Consider the following 15,622-nt stretch of genomic DNA (forward strand, 5'->3'; position numbering starts at 1 on the left):
GAATACGATCCCCTAGATCTCTTCCCTCAGCAGATCGCCCACCAGGTTCCCGATCCACGGGTTGCGGGCCCGTTTCTGGCGTTCGGCGTGGTAGATGTGGGCCAGGTCCGAATAGGCGCGGTCGAAGTCGTCGTTGAGGATCACGTAGTCGAACCGCTCCCAGGCGGCGACCTCGTCCTTGGCGCGGGCGAGACGCTTGGCGATGACCTCTTCGCTGTCCTGGCTGCGGGCGTGCAGGCGGCGGCTCATCTCGGCCAGCGACGGCGGCAGCACGTAGATCAGCACCGAGTCCTGGGGCAGCTGGGCGTGGACCTTCATCGCGCCCTGGAAGTCGATGTCGAACAGCACGCTCTCGCCGCGCTCCAGCGCCTCGACGATCGGGTCGCGCGGGCTGCCGTAGTGGTTGCCGTAGACCTCGGCCCATTCCAGGAAGGCGTCGTCCTGGATCATCACCTTGAACTTGTCGTGGCTGACGAAGTGGTAGTCGCGGCCGTCGTGCTCGCCCGGACGCGGGTCCCGAGTGGTGGCGCTGATCGACAAGTGCAGGTCGTTATGATCGGCCACCAGGCGGCGGGTCAGTGAGGTCTTGCCCACGCCCGACGGGGCCACGACCATCAGCAGCAGGCCGCGCGTGCGTCCATGCGGATTATTCGACATTCTGAACCTGTTCTCGGAATTGTTCGATCGTGGCCTTCAGATCCAGGCCGTGCGTGGTCAGCGCCGTCAGCGCCGACTTGCTGCAAAGGGTGTTGGCCTCGCGCATGAACTCCTGGCTGAGGAAGTCCAGGCGACGGCCGGCGGCCGCGTCGGCGGCCAGCAGTCCGCGCGCGGCGGCGACGTGGCTGGACAGGCGGTCCAACTCCTCGCGGACGTCGGCCTTCACGGCCATGGCGGCGGCTTCCTGGACGATGCGCTCTTCCGACGCCGCCTCGCCGATCAGCTCGGCCAGCTTGCGGGCGTAGCGTTCCTTCAGCACGGCCGGCTGGCCGGCGGCTTCCTGGGCGGCCAGGACGGTCAGGGCCTCGATCCGGTCGACCGCGCCGGTCAGGATCGGAGCCAGGGCCGCGCCCTCCTCCAGCCGCGCCGCCTTCAACCCGTCCAGGGCCTGGGCGATCGAGGCGGCCATGGCGGCCTCGACCTCGGCGCGATCCTCGGCGGCGTCGTCCTCCTCGCGGGCGTCGATCACGCCGCGCAGGGCCAGCAGGCCGTCGAGCGTGGGCTTGGCGACCATGCCGGTGGCGACGTAGGGCGCGCCGGCCTTCAGGTAGCGTTCCATCGCCTCGACATTGATCTGCACGTTGCCTTGCGCCTCGGCGCGCTTGGCCTGCAGGTTGACGGTCAGCTGGCCGCGCTGGAAGCGGGCCTGGGCGCCGTCGCGGGCAGCGCGGTCCAGGCTCTCGAAGCCCGGCGGGCCGCGAAAGCGGGTCTCGAGGTTGCGGCCGTTGACGCTGCGCGCCTCCACCGCCCACGTCCAGGCCCCGTGCGAGCCCTCGACGCGGGCGAAGCCGGTCATGCCTGACAGCGCCATCCTAGCCTCCGGCGAGCGGGGTCTTGGCCGTCACGGGGCCGGCCGCCTTGGCGCGTTCGACCTGGCGCCACTTGGCGACATTGCGCTCGTGCTCCTCGTAGGTCGAGGCGAAGACGTGACCGCCCGTGCCGTCCGCGACGAAGTACAGGTCGTCGCTCTTCATCGGGTTGAGCACCGCCTCCAAGGCGGCCTTGCCCGGATTGGCGATCGGGGTCGGCGGCAGGCCGTCGATCAGATAGGTGTTGTAGGGCGTCTGGCGCTGCAGTTCCGACTGCAGGATGCCCCGGCCCAGCGGCCGCCCGCGGGTCAGGCCGTAGATGATCGTCGGGTCGCTGCCCAGGCGGATGCCCTGGCGCAGGCGATTGATGAACACCGCCGCCACGTGCGGGCGCTCGCTGGCCAGGCCCGTTTCCTTCTCGACGATCGAGGCCATGGTCACGGCCTGGTCCTTGGTCTCGAACGGCAGGCCCGGCTGGCGCGCGGCCCACAGCCGGTCGAGCAGTTCGTCGCGGTCGTCCATCATCCGCTGCAGAACCGCCGCGCGGTCCTCGCCGCGCTGGACCTGATAGGTCTCGGGCAGGATCGAGCCCTCCGGCGGGGTCGGGACGGTGCCGGTCAGTTCCGGCGCGCGCATCAGGATGTCGACCACCATGTCCGAGGTGAGGCCCTCGGCGATGGTCACCTGGTGGCGGACGATCTTGCCGTCGCGGATCTTGCCCAGCACCTGGCTGAGCGAGGCGCGCGAGGCGAATTCGTATTCGCCGGCCTTGAGCTTGCGCGCCGCGCCGGTGGTCTGGGCGGCGGTCAGGAACAGCGAGGAGGAGCGGATCACCCCCGCCTGCTCCAGGGTCGAGGCGATCTCGGGCAGGCTGGCCCCACGCCGCAGGACGACGCTGGTGACCTCGCCCGATCGGGCGGCGGGGCCGGGGCCCTGGTAGACCCACATCGCGCCCAGCACGACCACCATGGCGGCCAGGCCCAGCATGGTCAGCAGGCCCGCGCCCATGGCGGCGATGCGGCGTCCGACCGGCGCGGATTCGCGCCGGCGCGGGTTGGCCTTGCGGGGAGCCCCCGTCTTCGGTGTCGGACGCGGCGTCCGGCGCTGGGGCGAGGGCTTGCGGCTCACGAGACTTTGCGGAACACGACCGAGGCGTTGGTGCCGCCGAAGCCGAAGCTGTTGGACACCGCCACGTCGATCTTGTGCGGCACGGCCTTGTTCGGCGCCAGGTTCATGGCGACGTTCACGTCCGGATTGTCCAGGTTGATGGTCGGCGGGGCGATCTGGTCGCGGATCGCCAGGATCGAGAAGATCGCCTCGATCGCGCCGGCCGCGCCCAGCAGGTGGCCGGTCATCGACTTGGTCGACGACATCACCACGTTCTTGGCGTGATCGCCCAGGAAGCGCTCGACGGCCCCGGCCTCGATGCCGTCGGCCATGGTCGAGGTGCCGTGGGCGTTGACGTAGTCGATATCCGAGGGCTGCAGGCCCGCGTCCTTCACGGCCGCCGACAGGGCCCGGAAGCCGCCGTCGCCGTCCTCGGACGGAGCGGTGATGTGATAGGCGTCGCCCGACAGGCCGTAGCCGATCACTTCGGCGTAGATCTTGGCGCCGCGCGCCTTGGCGTGCTCGTACTCTTCCAGAACGACGGCGCCGGCGCCCTCGCCCATCACGAAGCCGTCGCGGTCCTTGTCATAGGGGCGCGAAGCCTTCTCGGGCGTGTCGTTGAAGTCGGTGGAGACGGCGCGGCAGGCGATGAAGCCGGCCATGCCGACCTTGCAGACGGCGGCTTCGGCGCCGCCGGCCACCATGACGTCGGCGTCGCCGTACTTGATCAGTCGGCAGGCGTCGCCGATGGCGTGGGCGCCGGTGGCGCAGGCCGTGACCACCGAATGGTTGGGCCCCTTGAAGCCGTAACGGATCGAGACCTGGCCCGAGATCAGGTTGATCAGGGCCGAGGAGATGAAGAACGGGCTGATCCGGCGCGGGCCCTTGGCTTCCAGCTCCAGCGCCGTGTCGGCGATCGTCGACAGGCCGCCGATGCCCGAGCCGAGAATCACGCCGGTCCGGTACTTGTCTTCCTCGGTCTCCGGGACCCAGCCCGAATCCTTCACCGCTTCGTCGGCGGCGGCGATGCCGTACAGGATGAAGTCGTCGACGCGCTTCTGGTCGCGCGGGCTCATGGTCAGGTCGGGATTGAACGATCCCTCGATATCCGGACCGCCGCCGCCGCGTCCGTCGACACGCGGCACTTCGCAGGCCACCTGACAGGCGTATTCGGTCGGATCGAAGGCCGAGATCCTGTTCGCGCCGGACTTGCCGGCCAGGATGTTCTTCCAGGTGATATCGACGCCCTGACCCAAGGGGGTCAGGAGGCCAAGCCCGGTGACGACGACTCTACGCATGGATCACTCCTAACCTTCGCATCGCGGACATATGGGGAGGGTGCTGACGAATCCGACACGCCCCCCGACACCGCGAATCTCGGCCACATACGAAAACCGCCGCGCGCACGATGGCAAGAGCCCGTGCGACGCGGCGGTTGATAGTCCTGTTCGCAGAAATACGCGAACCCGACGCCTTAGGCGCCGGTCTTTTCCGTGATGAACTTCACGGCGTCACCGACGGTCTGGATGTGCTCGGCGGCGTCATCCGGAATTTCGATGTCGAATTCTTCTTCGAACGCCATGACCAGCTCGACGTTGTCGAGGCTGTCGGCGCCCAGGTCGTCGATGAAGCTGGCCTTTTCGGTGACCTTTTCCGGATCGGCGTCCAGGTGCTCGATGACGATCTTACGCACGCGCTCGAGAATGTCGGACATTCTGTTAGTCCCTCGTTTTGAATCTTGCAGTTCCGTGGACGGCTCGGACAAGCCTCACCACCCACGGGAATTGTCGGGCCACCGCCTATCACGTTCTTTTTCGAGTGACTAGCGGCACGTCCGGATAGAAATGTGGGCTTTCGTCTTTCCAAGCAGAAAGGCGACGAGCCCAGGAAAAGACGACCCGTCAGATCATGGTCATGCCGCCGTTGACGTGCAAGGTCTGACCCGTGACGTAGCCGCCCTGGTCACTGGCGAGGTAAACGCACGCAGCGGCGATATCGCTCCCCTCACCCAGACGGCCGGCCGGAATGGTCGACAGGATGCCGGCCTTCTGCTGCTCGTTCAGGGCGTCGGTCATCGGACTGGCGATGAAGCCGGGGGCCACGCAGTTCACGGTCACGTTACGGCTGGCCAGCTCCTGGGCCAGGGCCTTGGAGAAGCCGATCATGCCGGCCTTGGAGGCGGCGTAGTTGGTCTGGCCCGGATTGCCGGTGACGCCGACGATCGAGGTGATGCCGATGATCCGGCCCGAACGGCGCTTCATCATGCCCTTGGCGGCGGCGCGAGACAGGCGGAAATAGCCTTCCAGGTTGACCTTGATCACGGTCTCCCAGTCCTCGTCCTTCATGCGGACGATCAGGCCGTCGCGGGTGATGCCGGCGTTGGCGATCACGATGTCCAGCGGCGCGCCGGCGGCTTCCTCGGCCTTGGCGACCAGGCCGTCGACCTGTGCGGCATCCGAGAGATTCGCGGCCACGAACGAGACGCGCTCGCCGAACTGGGCGGCCAGCTCGGACAGGGCCGATTCGCGGGTGCCCGAGAGCACGACGTGGGCGCCTTGGCCGTGCAGGGCCTTGGCGATGGCCCCGCCGATGCCGCCCGTGGCGCCGGTGACGAGGGCGGTCTTGCCGGTGAGATCGAACATTTTGGGTTTCCTCCCCAAGGAATGGATGGGGTTAGAGCGATTTCGCGAAGGCTTCGAGGTCGGCCGGGCTGTTCAGGGGAACGGCTTCGGCGTCCGGAGCGATCCGCTTGGCCATGCCCGACAGCACCTTGCCGGCCCCGGCCTCGGCGAAGCGGGTGACGCCGCCCTCGTTGGCCAGCCAGGTCATGCTTTCGCGCCAGCGGACGCGGCCGGTGACCTGCTCGACCAGCAGCTTGCGGATGACGTCGGGATCGTGGACCGGCGCGGCGGTGACGTTGGCCACCAGCGGGGCGCGCGGCGAGACGATCGTGGTCTTCGACAGGGCCTCGGCCATCTCGTCGGCGGCCGGCTGCATCAGCGGGCAGTGGAACGGGGCCGAGACGTTCAGCGGGATGGCCCGCGCGCCCAGCTCCTTGGCCTTCTCGATGGCCTTGTCCACGGCGGCCTTGGCGCCGGAGATCACGACGTTGCCGTTGTTGTTGTCGTTGGCCACGACGCAGACGCCGACCTCCGAGCCGGCGGCGGCGGCGGCTTCAGCCAGGGCCAGGTCGGTCTTGGGGCCAATGAGGGAGGCCATGGCGCCCTCGCCCACCGGCACGGCGCGCTGCATGGCCTGGCCGCGCAGCTTCAGCAGGCGGGCGGTGTCGGCCAGGGTGATGGCGCCGGCGGCCGCCAGTGCGCTGTATTCGCCCAGGCTGTGGCCGGCCACGAAGGCGGCCTTGTCGATCCCGACGCCGAATTCCTTTTCCAGCACACGGGACACCGCCAGGCTGACCGCCATCAGGGCCGGCTGGGCGTTCTCGGTCAGGGTCAGGTCGGTCTCCGGGCCTTCGACCATCAGCTTGAACAGCTTCTGGCCCAGGGCGTCGTCGACCTCCTGGAAGACCTCGCGGGCGGCGGCGAAGGCCTGGGCGAGATCGGCGCCCATGCCGACCGTCTGGCTGCCCTGCCCCGGGAAGATGAAGGCGATGCTCATGGCCCGCTCCGTCGTTACAAATCCAAGGGCGGGAGGGTTATGGGATCACCGCGTCACGGGCAAGGATCAGTTTTGCCCCTCGATCGCCTCCGGCGCGGCGGCGATGACCGTCTCCGACGCCAAGGACGGAGGCGGCGGGGCGAGCTCCAGAACCGGCCGTGGCGTCAACCCGGCCGGCGGACAGCCCTTGCGCGCCAGCTTCTTGGCGCTCCAGGACAGATCGCAGGGACGCCGCTGCTCCTGGGCCCGCAGGATCGACATCATGACGATGTTCTGCTGGATCAGGGCCATGGTCCGCTTGTTGTGGTCCGGCTTGGGAATGCTCACCGAAAGCGGCGGTTTGGGCGGCTGGGGCGGGCAATGCGGCGTCTGCGCCGTGATCGGGGTCCGGAGCGGCGTCGAGGTACGGGTCGGGACCCGCGGCATGACCGAAGCCGGCATCGGCGGACGCGGCGTCACCGGAACCGCGACGCGGGACGACGGAACGGCCCGGAAGGCCCGGATCGGCGGCGTCTCGGCCTGAGCCGGAGCGGTCGCCGCGGCCATCAGGACCGCCATGGAAAGGATCGCGCCGCGCATTCGAGCCGCCTCCGCCTACGTGTCGCTCCTCTACCATGGCGAGAGGCAAAGCGCGATAGTCGACCGAGTCTCAGCCCAGCCAAGGTCCGCCCGGCGGTCCCCAGCCCCAGACCGGCATCGGCGGGTTGTCGACGGGGGCCTGGACGCCCGGCGCGGAGTTGATCACCGCCAGCCGCGTGCCCCACTCCAGATAGCCGACGAAGGCCGCTCGGAATTCCGGATCGGCCGGCAGTCCGACGGCATCGGCGGTGTCCAGCATCAGCGACACCCAGGCCCGGCGCTGTTCCTCGGTCAGATGCCGGCCCAGATGGTGGCCGATCATCGAGGCGTGCCCGCCGCCGGCCTCGCTATAGGCCTTGGGCCCGCCGAACACCTCGGTGACGAAAGCGGCCACATGCTCGGCGTGGCGCGGGTTCATGCCGGCGAACACCGGGGCCAGCACGGGATCGTCGGGCACGGCGGCGTAGAAGGCCTCGAACAGCGCCCTGAACCGCTCGGGCCCGCCCGCCCAGGCCGCCAGGGTGGGGATTTCCGTCTCGCCGAGCGCCATGGCCGCCTCCCGTTTCCTACTTTGGTCTTACGGGCGCAGGTTGACGTTTGGAAGGCGAAGGAATGGCGTTATTGAAATCGTGACGCAGCTGGCTGCGCCCTCGCCTTCCCTGGAGCCTACGCATGCAACGCCTGCTTACCGGTCTCGCTCTTTGCGGCGCCCTTCTGGCCGCCTCCCCCGCCCTGGCCGCCCTCAAGGTCGGCGACACGGCGCCCGACTTCACCGCCCCCGCCGCCCTGGCCGGCAAGGACTTCTCCTTCACCCTGGCCAAGGCGCTGAAGAAGGGCCCGGTGGTGCTGTACTTCTTCCCGGCCGCCTACACGTCGGGCTGCACGGCCGAGGCCCACGAATTCGCCGAGGCGACGCCCGAGTTCGAGAAGCTGGGCGCCACCGTGATCGGCGTCACCGGCGGCAATGTCGACCGCATCAAGGACTTCTCCAAGGAGCACTGCCGCGACAAGTTCGCGGTGGCGGCCGCGAACGCCGACCTGATCAAGAAGTACGACGTCGTGCTGCCGATGAAGGACAACCTGTCCAACCGCACGTCCTACGTCATCGCCCCCAGCGGCAAGATCCTGCTGGCCTACAGCGACCTGAACTTCCAGGGCCACGTGACCAGCACCATGGACGCGGTGAAGGCCTACAAGGCCGGAAGCAAGACCGGAAAGAAGAAGTAGTTCCGGTTTCGGCCAGCCTCTTTCGAAATCGACGCGCGCGGGCCGGATCGGTCCGCGCGCGTTTCGTTTAGAGTGCCGGCCATGGGCGACACGATCCTCTTCGAGACCTTGGCCCGCGGCGTCGCCATCGGCGGTTTCGCGGTCACCGGACTGGGCCTGGTCCTGGATCGGCGCACGACGCCCGCGCGCTGGGTCGGCGGGCTGTTCTTCGCCTGCGCCATGGCCCATGTCATCGAGGGCTACAGGCCGGGCGGCGTGGCCGTGGCTTCCCCGATCGTCTGCGCGCTGTCGGTGGCGACCACCGGCCTGTTCTGGGCCCTGGCCTACGCCGTGTTCGCCGACGAGCGGCGCTTCTCGCCGCATCGCCTGTGGCCGGCCGTGGGGCTGGTGGCGCTGTGGTTCCTGGCCCGGTCGATCCCGCCGACGATCTGCAAGCCGTTCTGGCTGGTCTTCAACCTGGCCTCGGCCGGACTGGTGCTGCACGCCTTGCTGGTGATCTGGCGCGGCTGGCGCGACGATCTGGTGGCCCAGCGCCGCCGCATCCGGGGGCCGGTGATGATCGCCGCCGCCGGCTACATCCTGCTGCTCAGCATTCGGGACATGGCCTGGATCGGCGGCCTGCCGGGGTTGCCCGCCGCCGGCCTGCTGCAATCGCTGACCCTGGCCGCCCTGGCCGTGGCCGCCTCCGCCGCCCTGCTGCGCGCCGAACCGCTGCTGGTGGTGGTTCCCATGGCCGGCGAGGCGGCCACGCCGACGCCCGCGCCCTTGATGGACCTCACCCCCGCCGACCGCCTGGTGCTGGCCCGGCTGGAGACGGCGATGGACCAGGACGAGGTCTGGCGCGGCGAGGACCTGTCGATCAGCGCCCTGGCCGCCCTGGTCGGCGCGCCCGAGCACCGCCTGCGCCGGCTGATCAACGGCGTGCTGGGCCACCGCAACTTCGCCGACTACGTCAACGGCCGCCGTATCGAGGCGGCCAAGACCGCCCTCGCCGCCCCGGACCTGGCCCTGAAGTCGATCTCGACCATCGCCTACGACCTGGGCTTCGCCTCGCTGGGCCCGTTCAACCGCGCCTTCCGGGCCGCGACCGGCGTCACCCCGACCGAATGGCGAGCCGCCAACACCCCGGTTCCGACCCGGCTGAGGCTGGTCGAAACCGGCGATCCTTCGTCGAAATCCGACAAGACGGCCTGATTTCGCGATCGGCGCGACGCGCGGCGGCCGGCGCGTCTTCCTCCGGGCGTCGTTCATCCGAGGAAAGCCCGATGTCGTTACTTCTTCCGCTCGCCGAGAACTGGCTGCAGTCCACCTTCACCGACGTCAGCCGCTACGTGATCTTCGCGGTCGGCGTCTGGCTGGCCCTGTGGGTCGTGCTGGCGGTCCCGCTGGCCGGCCGCAAGATCCGCGAGGGGCGCCCGCCGGCCCGCCAGCTGCTGATCGAGTTCGCCACCTCGATCCGCTCGATCATGATCTTCTCGACCGTCGGCCTGATCAGCTTCGGCCTGTTCCACGCCGGCCTGATGCCCGGCCCCTACATCGCCCGAAGCCTGGGGCCCGTCTGGTTCTGGACCAGCCTGGCGTTGATGATCGTCGCCCACGACGCCTGGTTCTACTGGACGCACAGGCTGATCCACGACCGGCGGCTGTTCCGGACCTTCCACCGCCGCCATCACCGGTCCAACAGTCCCTCGCCGTTCACCGCCTACAGCTTCGACCTGGGCGAGGCGGCGATCAACGCGCTGTTCGTGCCGCTGTGGATGCTGCTGGTCCCCACCCAGTGGCCGGTCGCGGGCCTGTTCATGCTGCACCAGATCATCCGCAACACCCTGGGCCACAGCGGCTACGAGCTGTTCCCCGCGAGCCGCGACGGCCGCCCGCTGCTGCCCTGGCTGACGACCGTCACCCACCACGACCTGCACCACGCCCAGGCCGGCTGGAACTACGGGCTCTATTTCACCTGGTGGGATCGGATGATGGGAACCGAGAACCCGCGCTACCTGGAGCGGTTCGCCCAGGCCGTGCGGCGCCCTAAGCAAAACTTGGCGGGACGCGGGTTGGCGGAGGCGGCGGCCGAAGCCGCCTGAACCCTACCAGGTGGTGCGGACCAGCTTGACCATCAGCCGGCCGTCCTGGACCCGCTCGTCGGCGGCGCGCAGGCTGACGGTGAACTCGGCGGGGATGTCGAACGGCCGGGTCAGGCTGAAATCGACGCCCTCCTCGCCCATCGTGCCGCCGCCGACGGCGATCGAGGCGACCGGCCGGCCGTCCAGGGTCAGTTCGGATCGCACATTGGCCCGGGTCACCGGCGTGGCGCCGCGCAGATAGACCGGTTGGCTGGCGTTCATATCCATCGACAGGCGCACATAGTTGGTCTTGGGCAGCAGGCCAAAGCCGAACGAGCGGGCCAGGGACGAGCGGATCGCCGCCTCGCGGGCGTTCCAGGACGCGCCGACGCCGACCGCGCGGTTGGCGGCGAGATGTTCGTCGGGCTTCTGGTTCAGGTTGAGGTCGAAATTATAGGTCGGGTCGTCGATCGCCCCCGCGACCTTGGCGGTGAAGGTCGCCTTCTCGGCGTCGCTGGACAGGTCCAGGGTCTGGGCGGCCGAATAGCCCTGGAAATGGCCGTCGGCGCCCCACACCGACAGGTCGGGCTTGCGCACGACGTCGCCCGCCGTCGCCGGCGCGGCGGCGACCGTCAGCAAAGCCACGATCAGGGAAGTCGTCCTGAGCCCCATGAACGCCCGATAGCACAAGGCGGCGACAGGCTGAAGCCTGTCGCCGCCCAATTTATATGACAGTTGTTCGACAGCCCTTTTTCCGGGCGCGATCAGGACTTGGCCGCCTTTCGGGCGGGCGCGCCGGCGGCGTCGCAGCCGAGCTTGGCGCACAGCTTCTGCAGCATCTTGGTCTGCGTCTCGGCCATGATCGCGGGCATCTGCGTCATCATCTTCTGGGTCAGTTCGGGCGTCTTGGCGATCAGGGCCTGACCGGACGGTCCCTCGTAGAACGCCACCAGGTCGCGCAGCTCCTGCTCGCTGAAGACCTCGGCCACGGCGTCGAGCATCGGCGCCTTCATCTTGTCGGTCATCTCGTGCGTGGTTTCCAGGACGGTCTCGCTGATCAGGCGGCTCTGCTCGTCGGTCACCGACGGAGTCTGCTTGCGCATCGTCTCGATCATGGTCGGGACCATCTGGTCCATCATCTGGTTCAGCAGCGTGTCGTAGTGGATCGCCTTGAAATAGCGCTCGGCCAGGGCGCGGGTCTCGGGCGAAGCCTTGGACGCGGCGGCGGCGGGCGGCGGCGAAGCCTGCCGGGCCTGGGCCGCGTTTCCGGCCAGGCACAGGGCCGCCGCGGCGACGAGAACAGCGAGACGTTTCATGACAGATCCCCCGACGGTGAAGCTGCATCTCATTGCCCCAGAGCTACCTAGGGATGCAAGCCCGCCGCGCGACTTGTACTTCCGCGCCCTTTCCTGTATTAGCGCGCCCATCTCACGGATGGCGGTCTTGCACGCAGCCCTTTGGGTCGGGATTTCCCGCTCGGCATGCAGGATCCATCGTGGTCGACGGACTTCCGCCGTCGCCCACGCCGCCTTCCAAGCCGGAAGAAGGAAAACATGGCGTTCTACGAACACGTGGTCATCGCGCGGCAGGACATCTCGCCGCAACAGGCCGAAGCTCTGAACGAGCAACTCAAGGCTCTCCTGGAAGAAAATGGCGGTCACATCGCCAAGATCGAATACTGGGGCCTGCGTAACCTCACCTATCGCATCAAGAAGAACCGCAAGGGCCACTACTCCCTGCTCGCCATCGACGCTCCGGCCGCGGCCGTGAAGGAGATGGAACGTCAGCTGCTGATCAATGAAGACGTGCTGCGCTTCATGACCATCCGCGTCGAAGAGCTGGACCTGGAACTGTCGCCGGTTCTGGCCCGTCGCGACCGCGAACGTGGCGAGCGCACCGAGCGCCCGCGCGACGACTTCGCGCCGGCCGCGTAAGGGAGAAGAGAGATCATGACCGATACCACTGCTCCCGAAGCCGGCGCTCCCGCCGCCGGTGGCGGCGCCCGCCGCCCGTTCTTCCGTCGCCGCAAGGTTTGCCCGTTCTCGGGCGCCAACGCGCCGAAGATCGACTACAAGGACGTGAAGCTGCTGCAGCGTTACGTTTCCGAACGCGGCAAGATCGTGCCGTCGCGCATCACCGCGGTGTCGGCCAAGAAGCAACGCGAACTGGCCAAGGCCATCAAGCGCGCCCGCTTCCTGGCTCTGCTCCCCTACGTCGTGAAGTAAGGGAGACACCACGATGAAAGTCATTCTGCTCGAACGCGTCGAAGGCACCGGCGTCCTCGGCGACGTGGTCACCGTGAAGGACGGCTTCGCCCGTAACTTCCTGCTGCCGCGTCACAAGGCCCTGCGCGCCAACTCGACCAACCTGAAGACCTTCGAAGCTCAGCGCGCTGAGATCGAAGCCCGCAACGTCAAGAACCGCGAAGCTGCCGGCAAGTCGGGCGAAGGCCTGGACGGCAAGCAGTACGTGATGATCCGTCAAGCCGGCGAAAGCGGCCAGCTGTACGGTTCGGTCGCGGGCCGCGACGTCGCCGACGCCATCAAGGCCGAAGGCGGCAAGGTCGACCGCTCGATGATCGTGCTGGACAAGCCGATCAAGACGCTGGGCGTCCACGAAGTGAAGGTGAAGCTGCACGCCGAAGTGACCGTCACGGTCACCCTCAACATCGCGCGCAGCCAGGACGAAGCCGATCGCCAAGCGCGCGGCGAAAACGTCATCGCCGCTCAGTTCGAAGAAGACCGCGCCGCTGACGCCGAAGCCGCCCAAGACATGGCGGAAGGCGGAGCCGGTTCGTTCGAAGGCGACCACTACGAAGCCTAAGCCGGCTTAATAGCGTCTAGAAAAACTGAAGAACGGCGCGGAGAAATCCGCGCCGTTTTTTTCTGCGCGTTTAACCAGAATTGCTCAGCTTGTGAGCGGATGCACGCATCCCCATCCTTTCCCTAGGGGGAGAAGGGCTCCTCCGCTTCCGGAACAAAAGGCCTTGAGCCTCTGGAAGCCATGCGAGGGGATTTCGCAATGCGTTTCAAAAGCTTCCTTCTGGCCGCCGCCTCCATCGCGGCCGTTTCCGGCGTCGCCCAGGCCCAGGACGTCGCCGCGCCGACCGACTCGACCGAGGTCGATCAGGTCGTCATCACCGGCACCCGCGTCGCCCGTTCGCGGCTGGACACCGTCTCGCCGGTCGACGTGGTCGACAACAAGGCCCTGACCCGGCAGGGCACGCCGGAACTGGCCCAGGCCCTGGCCAATCTGGCGCCCTCGATCGATTTCCCGCGTCCGGCGGTGACCGACGGCACCGACTCGGTGCGCCCGGCCACCCTGCGCGGCCTGTCGCCCGACCAGACCCTGGTGCTGCTGAACGGCCACCGCGCCCACACCTCCGCCCTGGTCAACATCAACGGCTCGATCGGCCGAGGCTCCGCGCCGTTCGACCTGAACACCATCCCGACCGCAGCCCTGGACCGCGTCGAGATCCTGCGCGAAGGCGCGGCCGCCCAGTACGGGTCGGACGCCATCGCCGGGGTGATCAACCTGCGTCTGCGCGAAGCCAGCCACGGCGGCGGCGCCAGCGCCACCTACGGCATCTACAACACCGACGTGAAGACGGCCCGCGACCGCGACGGCCGCAAGGCGCACGACGGTCCCACCTACAGCGCCTCGCTGTGGCAAGGCTTCGCCCTGCCCAACGAAGGCTTCCTGACGGTCACCGGCGAATATTCGTTCCGCAACCCGACCAACCGCGCCGACCGCGACCCGCGCGTCTCGCCCCAGAACGTGACCGGCGTCTACGGCGACCCCCAGGTCGAGACCAAGACGATCTACGCCAACTTCGGCCTGCCGCTGAACGAGGCCTGGAGCCTGTACGGCCTGGCTGGCTACCAGAACCGCAAGGGCGAGAGCTCGGCCTTCCCGCGTCTGGCCGACAACGCCAACAACTATGTCAGCGTCTATCCGACCGGCTACGTGCCGCGGATCACCACCAAGATCGACGACTACAACCTGGCCTTCGGGACCAAGGGCGTGATCGGCGGCTTCAACGTCGACGCCAGCGTCACCTACGGCAACAACAAGGTCGAGTACGGCACGATCAATTCGCTGAACGCCTCGTTGGGCCCGAGCTCGCCGACCCGCTTCAAGGACGGGTCGATGCAGTACGGCCAGACGGTGGCGGCGATCGACGTCAACCGCCCGCTGGAGCTGTTCAACTTCGCCAAGCCCAGCACCCTGGCCTTCGGGATCGAATACCGCGACGAGACCTACAAGATCGAGGCCGGCGAGACCGCCTCGTGGATCAACGGCGGCAACGGCAAGGGCGCCGGCGCCCAGGGCTTCCCCGGCTTCCGGCCGGCCAACGAAGTCGACGTCAGCCGCAACGCCACCAGCCTCTATGTCGACCTGGACAACCAGATCACCGACAAGCTCGATATCGACCTGGCGGCCCGCTACGAGGACTATTCGGACTTCGGTTCGACCACGACGGGCAAGATCGCCGCGCGCTACGACTTCACCGACAACTTCGCCCTGCGCGGCGCCTTCTCGACCGGCTTCCGGGCTCCGGCGCTGCAACAGCAGTACTTCACCACCACCTCGATCAACATCGTGTCGGGCGGGGCGGCTGTGGACGTGGGCACCTTCCCGGCCACCAGCGCCACCGCCGCGGCCCTGGGCGCCAAGCCGCTGGAGCCGGAAAAGTCGAAGAACTATTCGCTGGGCGCGGTCTATCACAAGGGCCCGTTCGAGCTGACGGTCGACGCCTACCAGATCGACATCGACAACCGCATCGTGCTCTCGGAGAACATCCAGGGCGTGAACGGCGGCACCCCGACCCAGCAGGCGATCTACAACCTTCTGCAGCCGTTTGGCGTGACCACGGCGCGGTTCTTCGTCAACGGCGTGGACACCACCAGCAAGGGCGTGGATGTGGTGGCGCGCTACCGCCTCGACGCCGACGAGGCCGGCCGCTTCGACCTGACCCTGGCGGCCAACTACAACCAGACCGACGTCAACAAGGTGCCGACCACCAGCATCCTGTCGGGCCTGCCGGTGCCCCCGCCCCTGTTCGCCCGGGTCAACGTCCTGACCTACGAGCAGGGCACGCCCGACCACAAGTTCGTGGCGGCCGGCGACTGGAGCAACGGCCCGTGGGGCGCGACCCTGCGGGGCACGGCCTACGGCTCGGTGCTGATCCCCAACGCCACCCCGGCCCTGGACTACAAGTCGGGCGCCAAGACGGTCTGGGACGCCGAGGCGCGCTATACCTTCCTCAAGGACGTCACCTGGGCGTTGGGCGTGAACAACCTGTTCGACGAGTACCCCGACCAGGCCCCGGCGCCGGTCAACACGACCGGGGTGGTCGCCTTCCCCAGCTACTCGCCGTTCGGCTTCAACGGGCGCTTCCTCTACACCCGTCTCAGCTACAGCTGGTAGGTTGACCTAGGGTCATGACACAACGGCGCGGGAAGCGATTCCCGCGCCGTTTTCGTACGTCCGATTCCGACG

18 protein-coding genes are annotated in these 15,622 nt (G+C 68.1%); 7 read left to right on the forward strand and 11 right to left on the reverse strand.

Features of this window, described 5'->3' with window-relative positions; genetic code table 11:
• Nucleotides 1-12: 12 nt before the first annotated feature.
• The 9 genes from gmk to AC1DMQ_RS07670 form a co-directional block, all read right to left on the reverse strand.
• The gene (gene gmk / locus AC1DMQ_RS07630) at nt 13-657 is read right to left on the reverse strand and encodes a guanylate kinase (protein ID WP_477032952.1); all 645 of its coding nucleotides are present in this window, start codon (nt 655-657) and stop codon (nt 13-15) included.
• Nucleotides 647-1,528 (reverse strand): YicC/YloC family endoribonuclease, encoded by an 882-nt coding sequence (locus AC1DMQ_RS07635; protein WP_477032953.1) that lies wholly within the window; start codon nt 1,526-1,528, stop codon nt 647-649. The genes gmk and AC1DMQ_RS07635 overlap by 11 nt, the downstream gene beginning before the upstream one ends.
• Before the next feature lies 1 nt (nt 1,529).
• On the reverse strand, nt 1,530-2,654 hold the full coding sequence (gene mltG, locus AC1DMQ_RS07640; protein WP_477032954.1) for an endolytic transglycosylase MltG: 1,125 nt from the start codon (nt 2,652-2,654) through the stop codon (nt 1,530-1,532).
• The gene (gene fabF / locus AC1DMQ_RS07645) at nt 2,651-3,931 is read right to left on the reverse strand and encodes a beta-ketoacyl-ACP synthase II (RefSeq protein ID WP_477032955.1); all 1,281 of its coding nucleotides are present in this window, start codon (nt 3,929-3,931) and stop codon (nt 2,651-2,653) included. Before fabF ends, mltG begins: the two co-directional genes overlap by 4 nt.
• 176 nt (nt 3,932-4,107) lie before the next feature.
• The gene (locus AC1DMQ_RS07650) at nt 4,108-4,347 is read right to left on the reverse strand and encodes an acyl carrier protein (protein ID WP_007672577.1); all 240 of its coding nucleotides are present in this window, start codon (nt 4,345-4,347) and stop codon (nt 4,108-4,110) included.
• Between the two features lie 187 nt (nt 4,348-4,534).
• Nucleotides 4,535-5,275 (reverse strand): 3-oxoacyl-[acyl-carrier-protein] reductase, encoded by a 741-nt coding sequence (gene fabG / locus AC1DMQ_RS07655; protein ID WP_477032956.1) that lies wholly within the window; start codon nt 5,273-5,275, stop codon nt 4,535-4,537.
• Between the two features lie 31 nt (nt 5,276-5,306).
• Nucleotides 5,307-6,251, reverse strand: coding sequence for an ACP S-malonyltransferase (fabD, locus tag AC1DMQ_RS07660; RefSeq protein ID WP_477032957.1), 945 nt, complete (start codon nt 6,249-6,251; stop codon nt 5,307-5,309).
• Between the two features lie 66 nt (nt 6,252-6,317).
• Complete coding sequence (locus tag AC1DMQ_RS07665; protein ID WP_477032958.1) at nt 6,318-6,830, reverse strand: hypothetical protein; 513 nt, start codon at nt 6,828-6,830, stop codon at nt 6,318-6,320.
• Between the two features lie 70 nt (nt 6,831-6,900).
• Nucleotides 6,901-7,380: a group II truncated hemoglobin gene (locus tag AC1DMQ_RS07670; protein ID WP_477032959.1), complete on the reverse strand. Its 480-nt coding sequence runs from the start codon at nt 7,378-7,380 to the stop codon at nt 6,901-6,903.
• 122 nt (nt 7,381-7,502) lie between these two features.
• Here AC1DMQ_RS07670 and AC1DMQ_RS07675 point away from each other — a divergent pair, with 122 nt between their 5' ends.
• From AC1DMQ_RS07675 to AC1DMQ_RS07685, 3 genes are all read left to right on the forward strand, one after another.
• Nucleotides 7,503-8,057 (forward strand): peroxiredoxin, encoded by a 555-nt coding sequence (locus tag AC1DMQ_RS07675; RefSeq protein WP_477032960.1) that lies wholly within the window; start codon nt 7,503-7,505, stop codon nt 8,055-8,057.
• An 81-nt stretch (nt 8,058-8,138) separates the two neighbouring features.
• Nucleotides 8,139-9,251, forward strand: a complete 1,113-nt coding sequence (locus tag AC1DMQ_RS07680) for a helix-turn-helix domain-containing protein (RefSeq protein ID WP_477032961.1) — start codon at nt 8,139-8,141, stop codon at nt 9,249-9,251.
• A gap of 71 nt (nt 9,252-9,322) precedes the next feature.
• The gene (locus tag AC1DMQ_RS07685) at nt 9,323-10,141 is read left to right on the forward strand and encodes a sterol desaturase family protein (RefSeq protein ID WP_477032962.1); all 819 of its coding nucleotides are present in this window, start codon (nt 9,323-9,325) and stop codon (nt 10,139-10,141) included.
• 3 nt (nt 10,142-10,144) lie between these two features.
• Here the strand turns inward: AC1DMQ_RS07685 and AC1DMQ_RS07690 are convergent, their stop codons facing one another.
• Nucleotides 10,145-10,792, reverse strand: a complete 648-nt coding sequence (locus AC1DMQ_RS07690) for a hypothetical protein (protein ID WP_477032963.1) — start codon at nt 10,790-10,792, stop codon at nt 10,145-10,147.
• Between the two features lie 92 nt (nt 10,793-10,884).
• Nucleotides 10,885-11,436 (reverse strand): DUF2059 domain-containing protein, encoded by a 552-nt coding sequence (locus AC1DMQ_RS07695; RefSeq protein ID WP_477032964.1) that lies wholly within the window; start codon nt 11,434-11,436, stop codon nt 10,885-10,887.
• A 237-nt stretch (nt 11,437-11,673) separates the two neighbouring features.
• Here AC1DMQ_RS07695 and rpsF point away from each other — a divergent pair, with 237 nt between their 5' ends.
• The 4 genes from rpsF to AC1DMQ_RS07715 all read left to right on the forward strand — a co-directional run bounded on the left by rpsF (nt 11,674) and on the right by AC1DMQ_RS07715 (nt 15,550).
• On the forward strand, nt 11,674-12,054 hold the full coding sequence (gene rpsF / locus AC1DMQ_RS07700) for a 30S ribosomal protein S6 (RefSeq protein ID WP_028038546.1): 381 nt from the start codon (nt 11,674-11,676) through the stop codon (nt 12,052-12,054).
• A gap of 15 nt (nt 12,055-12,069) precedes the next feature.
• Nucleotides 12,070-12,345: a 30S ribosomal protein S18 gene (gene rpsR / locus AC1DMQ_RS07705; RefSeq protein WP_029914647.1), complete on the forward strand. Its 276-nt coding sequence runs from the start codon at nt 12,070-12,072 to the stop codon at nt 12,343-12,345.
• Between the two features lie 13 nt (nt 12,346-12,358).
• Nucleotides 12,359-12,943, forward strand: a complete 585-nt coding sequence (gene rplI / locus AC1DMQ_RS07710) for a 50S ribosomal protein L9 (RefSeq protein ID WP_477032965.1) — start codon at nt 12,359-12,361, stop codon at nt 12,941-12,943.
• A 198-nt stretch (nt 12,944-13,141) separates the two neighbouring features.
• Entirely contained in the window at nt 13,142-15,550 is a 2,409-nt protein-coding gene (locus AC1DMQ_RS07715) for a TonB-dependent receptor plug domain-containing protein (RefSeq protein ID WP_477032966.1), read from the forward strand.
• Nucleotides 15,551-15,622 lie beyond the last annotated feature (72 nt).

The sequence above is a fragment of the Caulobacter sp. 05L422 genome (assembly GCF_056397765.1).

Coding starts and splice junctions, on each gene's coding strand:
- AC1DMQ_RS07650 (WP_007672577.1), bottom strand. CDS start 4,347: ATGTCCGACATTCTCGAGCGCGTGCGTAAGATCGTCATCGAGCACCTG.
- AC1DMQ_RS07665 (WP_477032958.1), bottom strand. CDS start 6,830: ATGCGCGGCGCGATCCTTTCCATGGCGGTCCTGATGGCCGCGGCGACC.
- fabG (WP_477032956.1), bottom strand. CDS start 5,275: ATGTTCGATCTCACCGGCAAGACCGCCCTCGTCACCGGCGCCACGGGC.
- fabD (WP_477032957.1), bottom strand. CDS start 6,251: ATGAGCATCGCCTTCATCTTCCCGGGGCAGGGCAGCCAGACGGTCGGC.
- AC1DMQ_RS07690 (WP_477032963.1), bottom strand. CDS start 10,792: ATGGGGCTCAGGACGACTTCCCTGATCGTGGCTTTGCTGACGGTCGCC.
- rpsR (WP_029914647.1), top strand. CDS start 12,070: ATGACCGATACCACTGCTCCCGAAGCCGGCGCTCCCGCCGCCGGTGGC.
- AC1DMQ_RS07685 (WP_477032962.1), top strand. CDS start 9,323: ATGTCGTTACTTCTTCCGCTCGCCGAGAACTGGCTGCAGTCCACCTTC.
- fabF (WP_477032955.1), bottom strand. CDS start 3,931: ATGCGTAGAGTCGTCGTCACCGGGCTTGGCCTCCTGACCCCCTTGGGT.
- AC1DMQ_RS07675 (WP_477032960.1), top strand. CDS start 7,503: ATGCAACGCCTGCTTACCGGTCTCGCTCTTTGCGGCGCCCTTCTGGCC.
- AC1DMQ_RS07695 (WP_477032964.1), bottom strand. CDS start 11,436: ATGAAACGTCTCGCTGTTCTCGTCGCCGCGGCGGCCCTGTGCCTGGCC.
- AC1DMQ_RS07680 (WP_477032961.1), top strand. CDS start 8,139: ATGGGCGACACGATCCTCTTCGAGACCTTGGCCCGCGGCGTCGCCATC.
- AC1DMQ_RS07635 (WP_477032953.1), bottom strand. CDS start 1,528: ATGGCGCTGTCAGGCATGACCGGCTTCGCCCGCGTCGAGGGCTCGCAC.
- AC1DMQ_RS07670 (WP_477032959.1), bottom strand. CDS start 7,380: ATGGCGCTCGGCGAGACGGAAATCCCCACCCTGGCGGCCTGGGCGGGC.
- rplI (WP_477032965.1), top strand. CDS start 12,359: ATGAAAGTCATTCTGCTCGAACGCGTCGAAGGCACCGGCGTCCTCGGC.
- gmk (WP_477032952.1), bottom strand. CDS start 657: ATGTCGAATAATCCGCATGGACGCACGCGCGGCCTGCTGCTGATGGTC.
- rpsF (WP_028038546.1), top strand. CDS start 11,674: ATGGCGTTCTACGAACACGTGGTCATCGCGCGGCAGGACATCTCGCCG.
- AC1DMQ_RS07715 (WP_477032966.1), top strand. CDS start 13,142: ATGCGTTTCAAAAGCTTCCTTCTGGCCGCCGCCTCCATCGCGGCCGTT.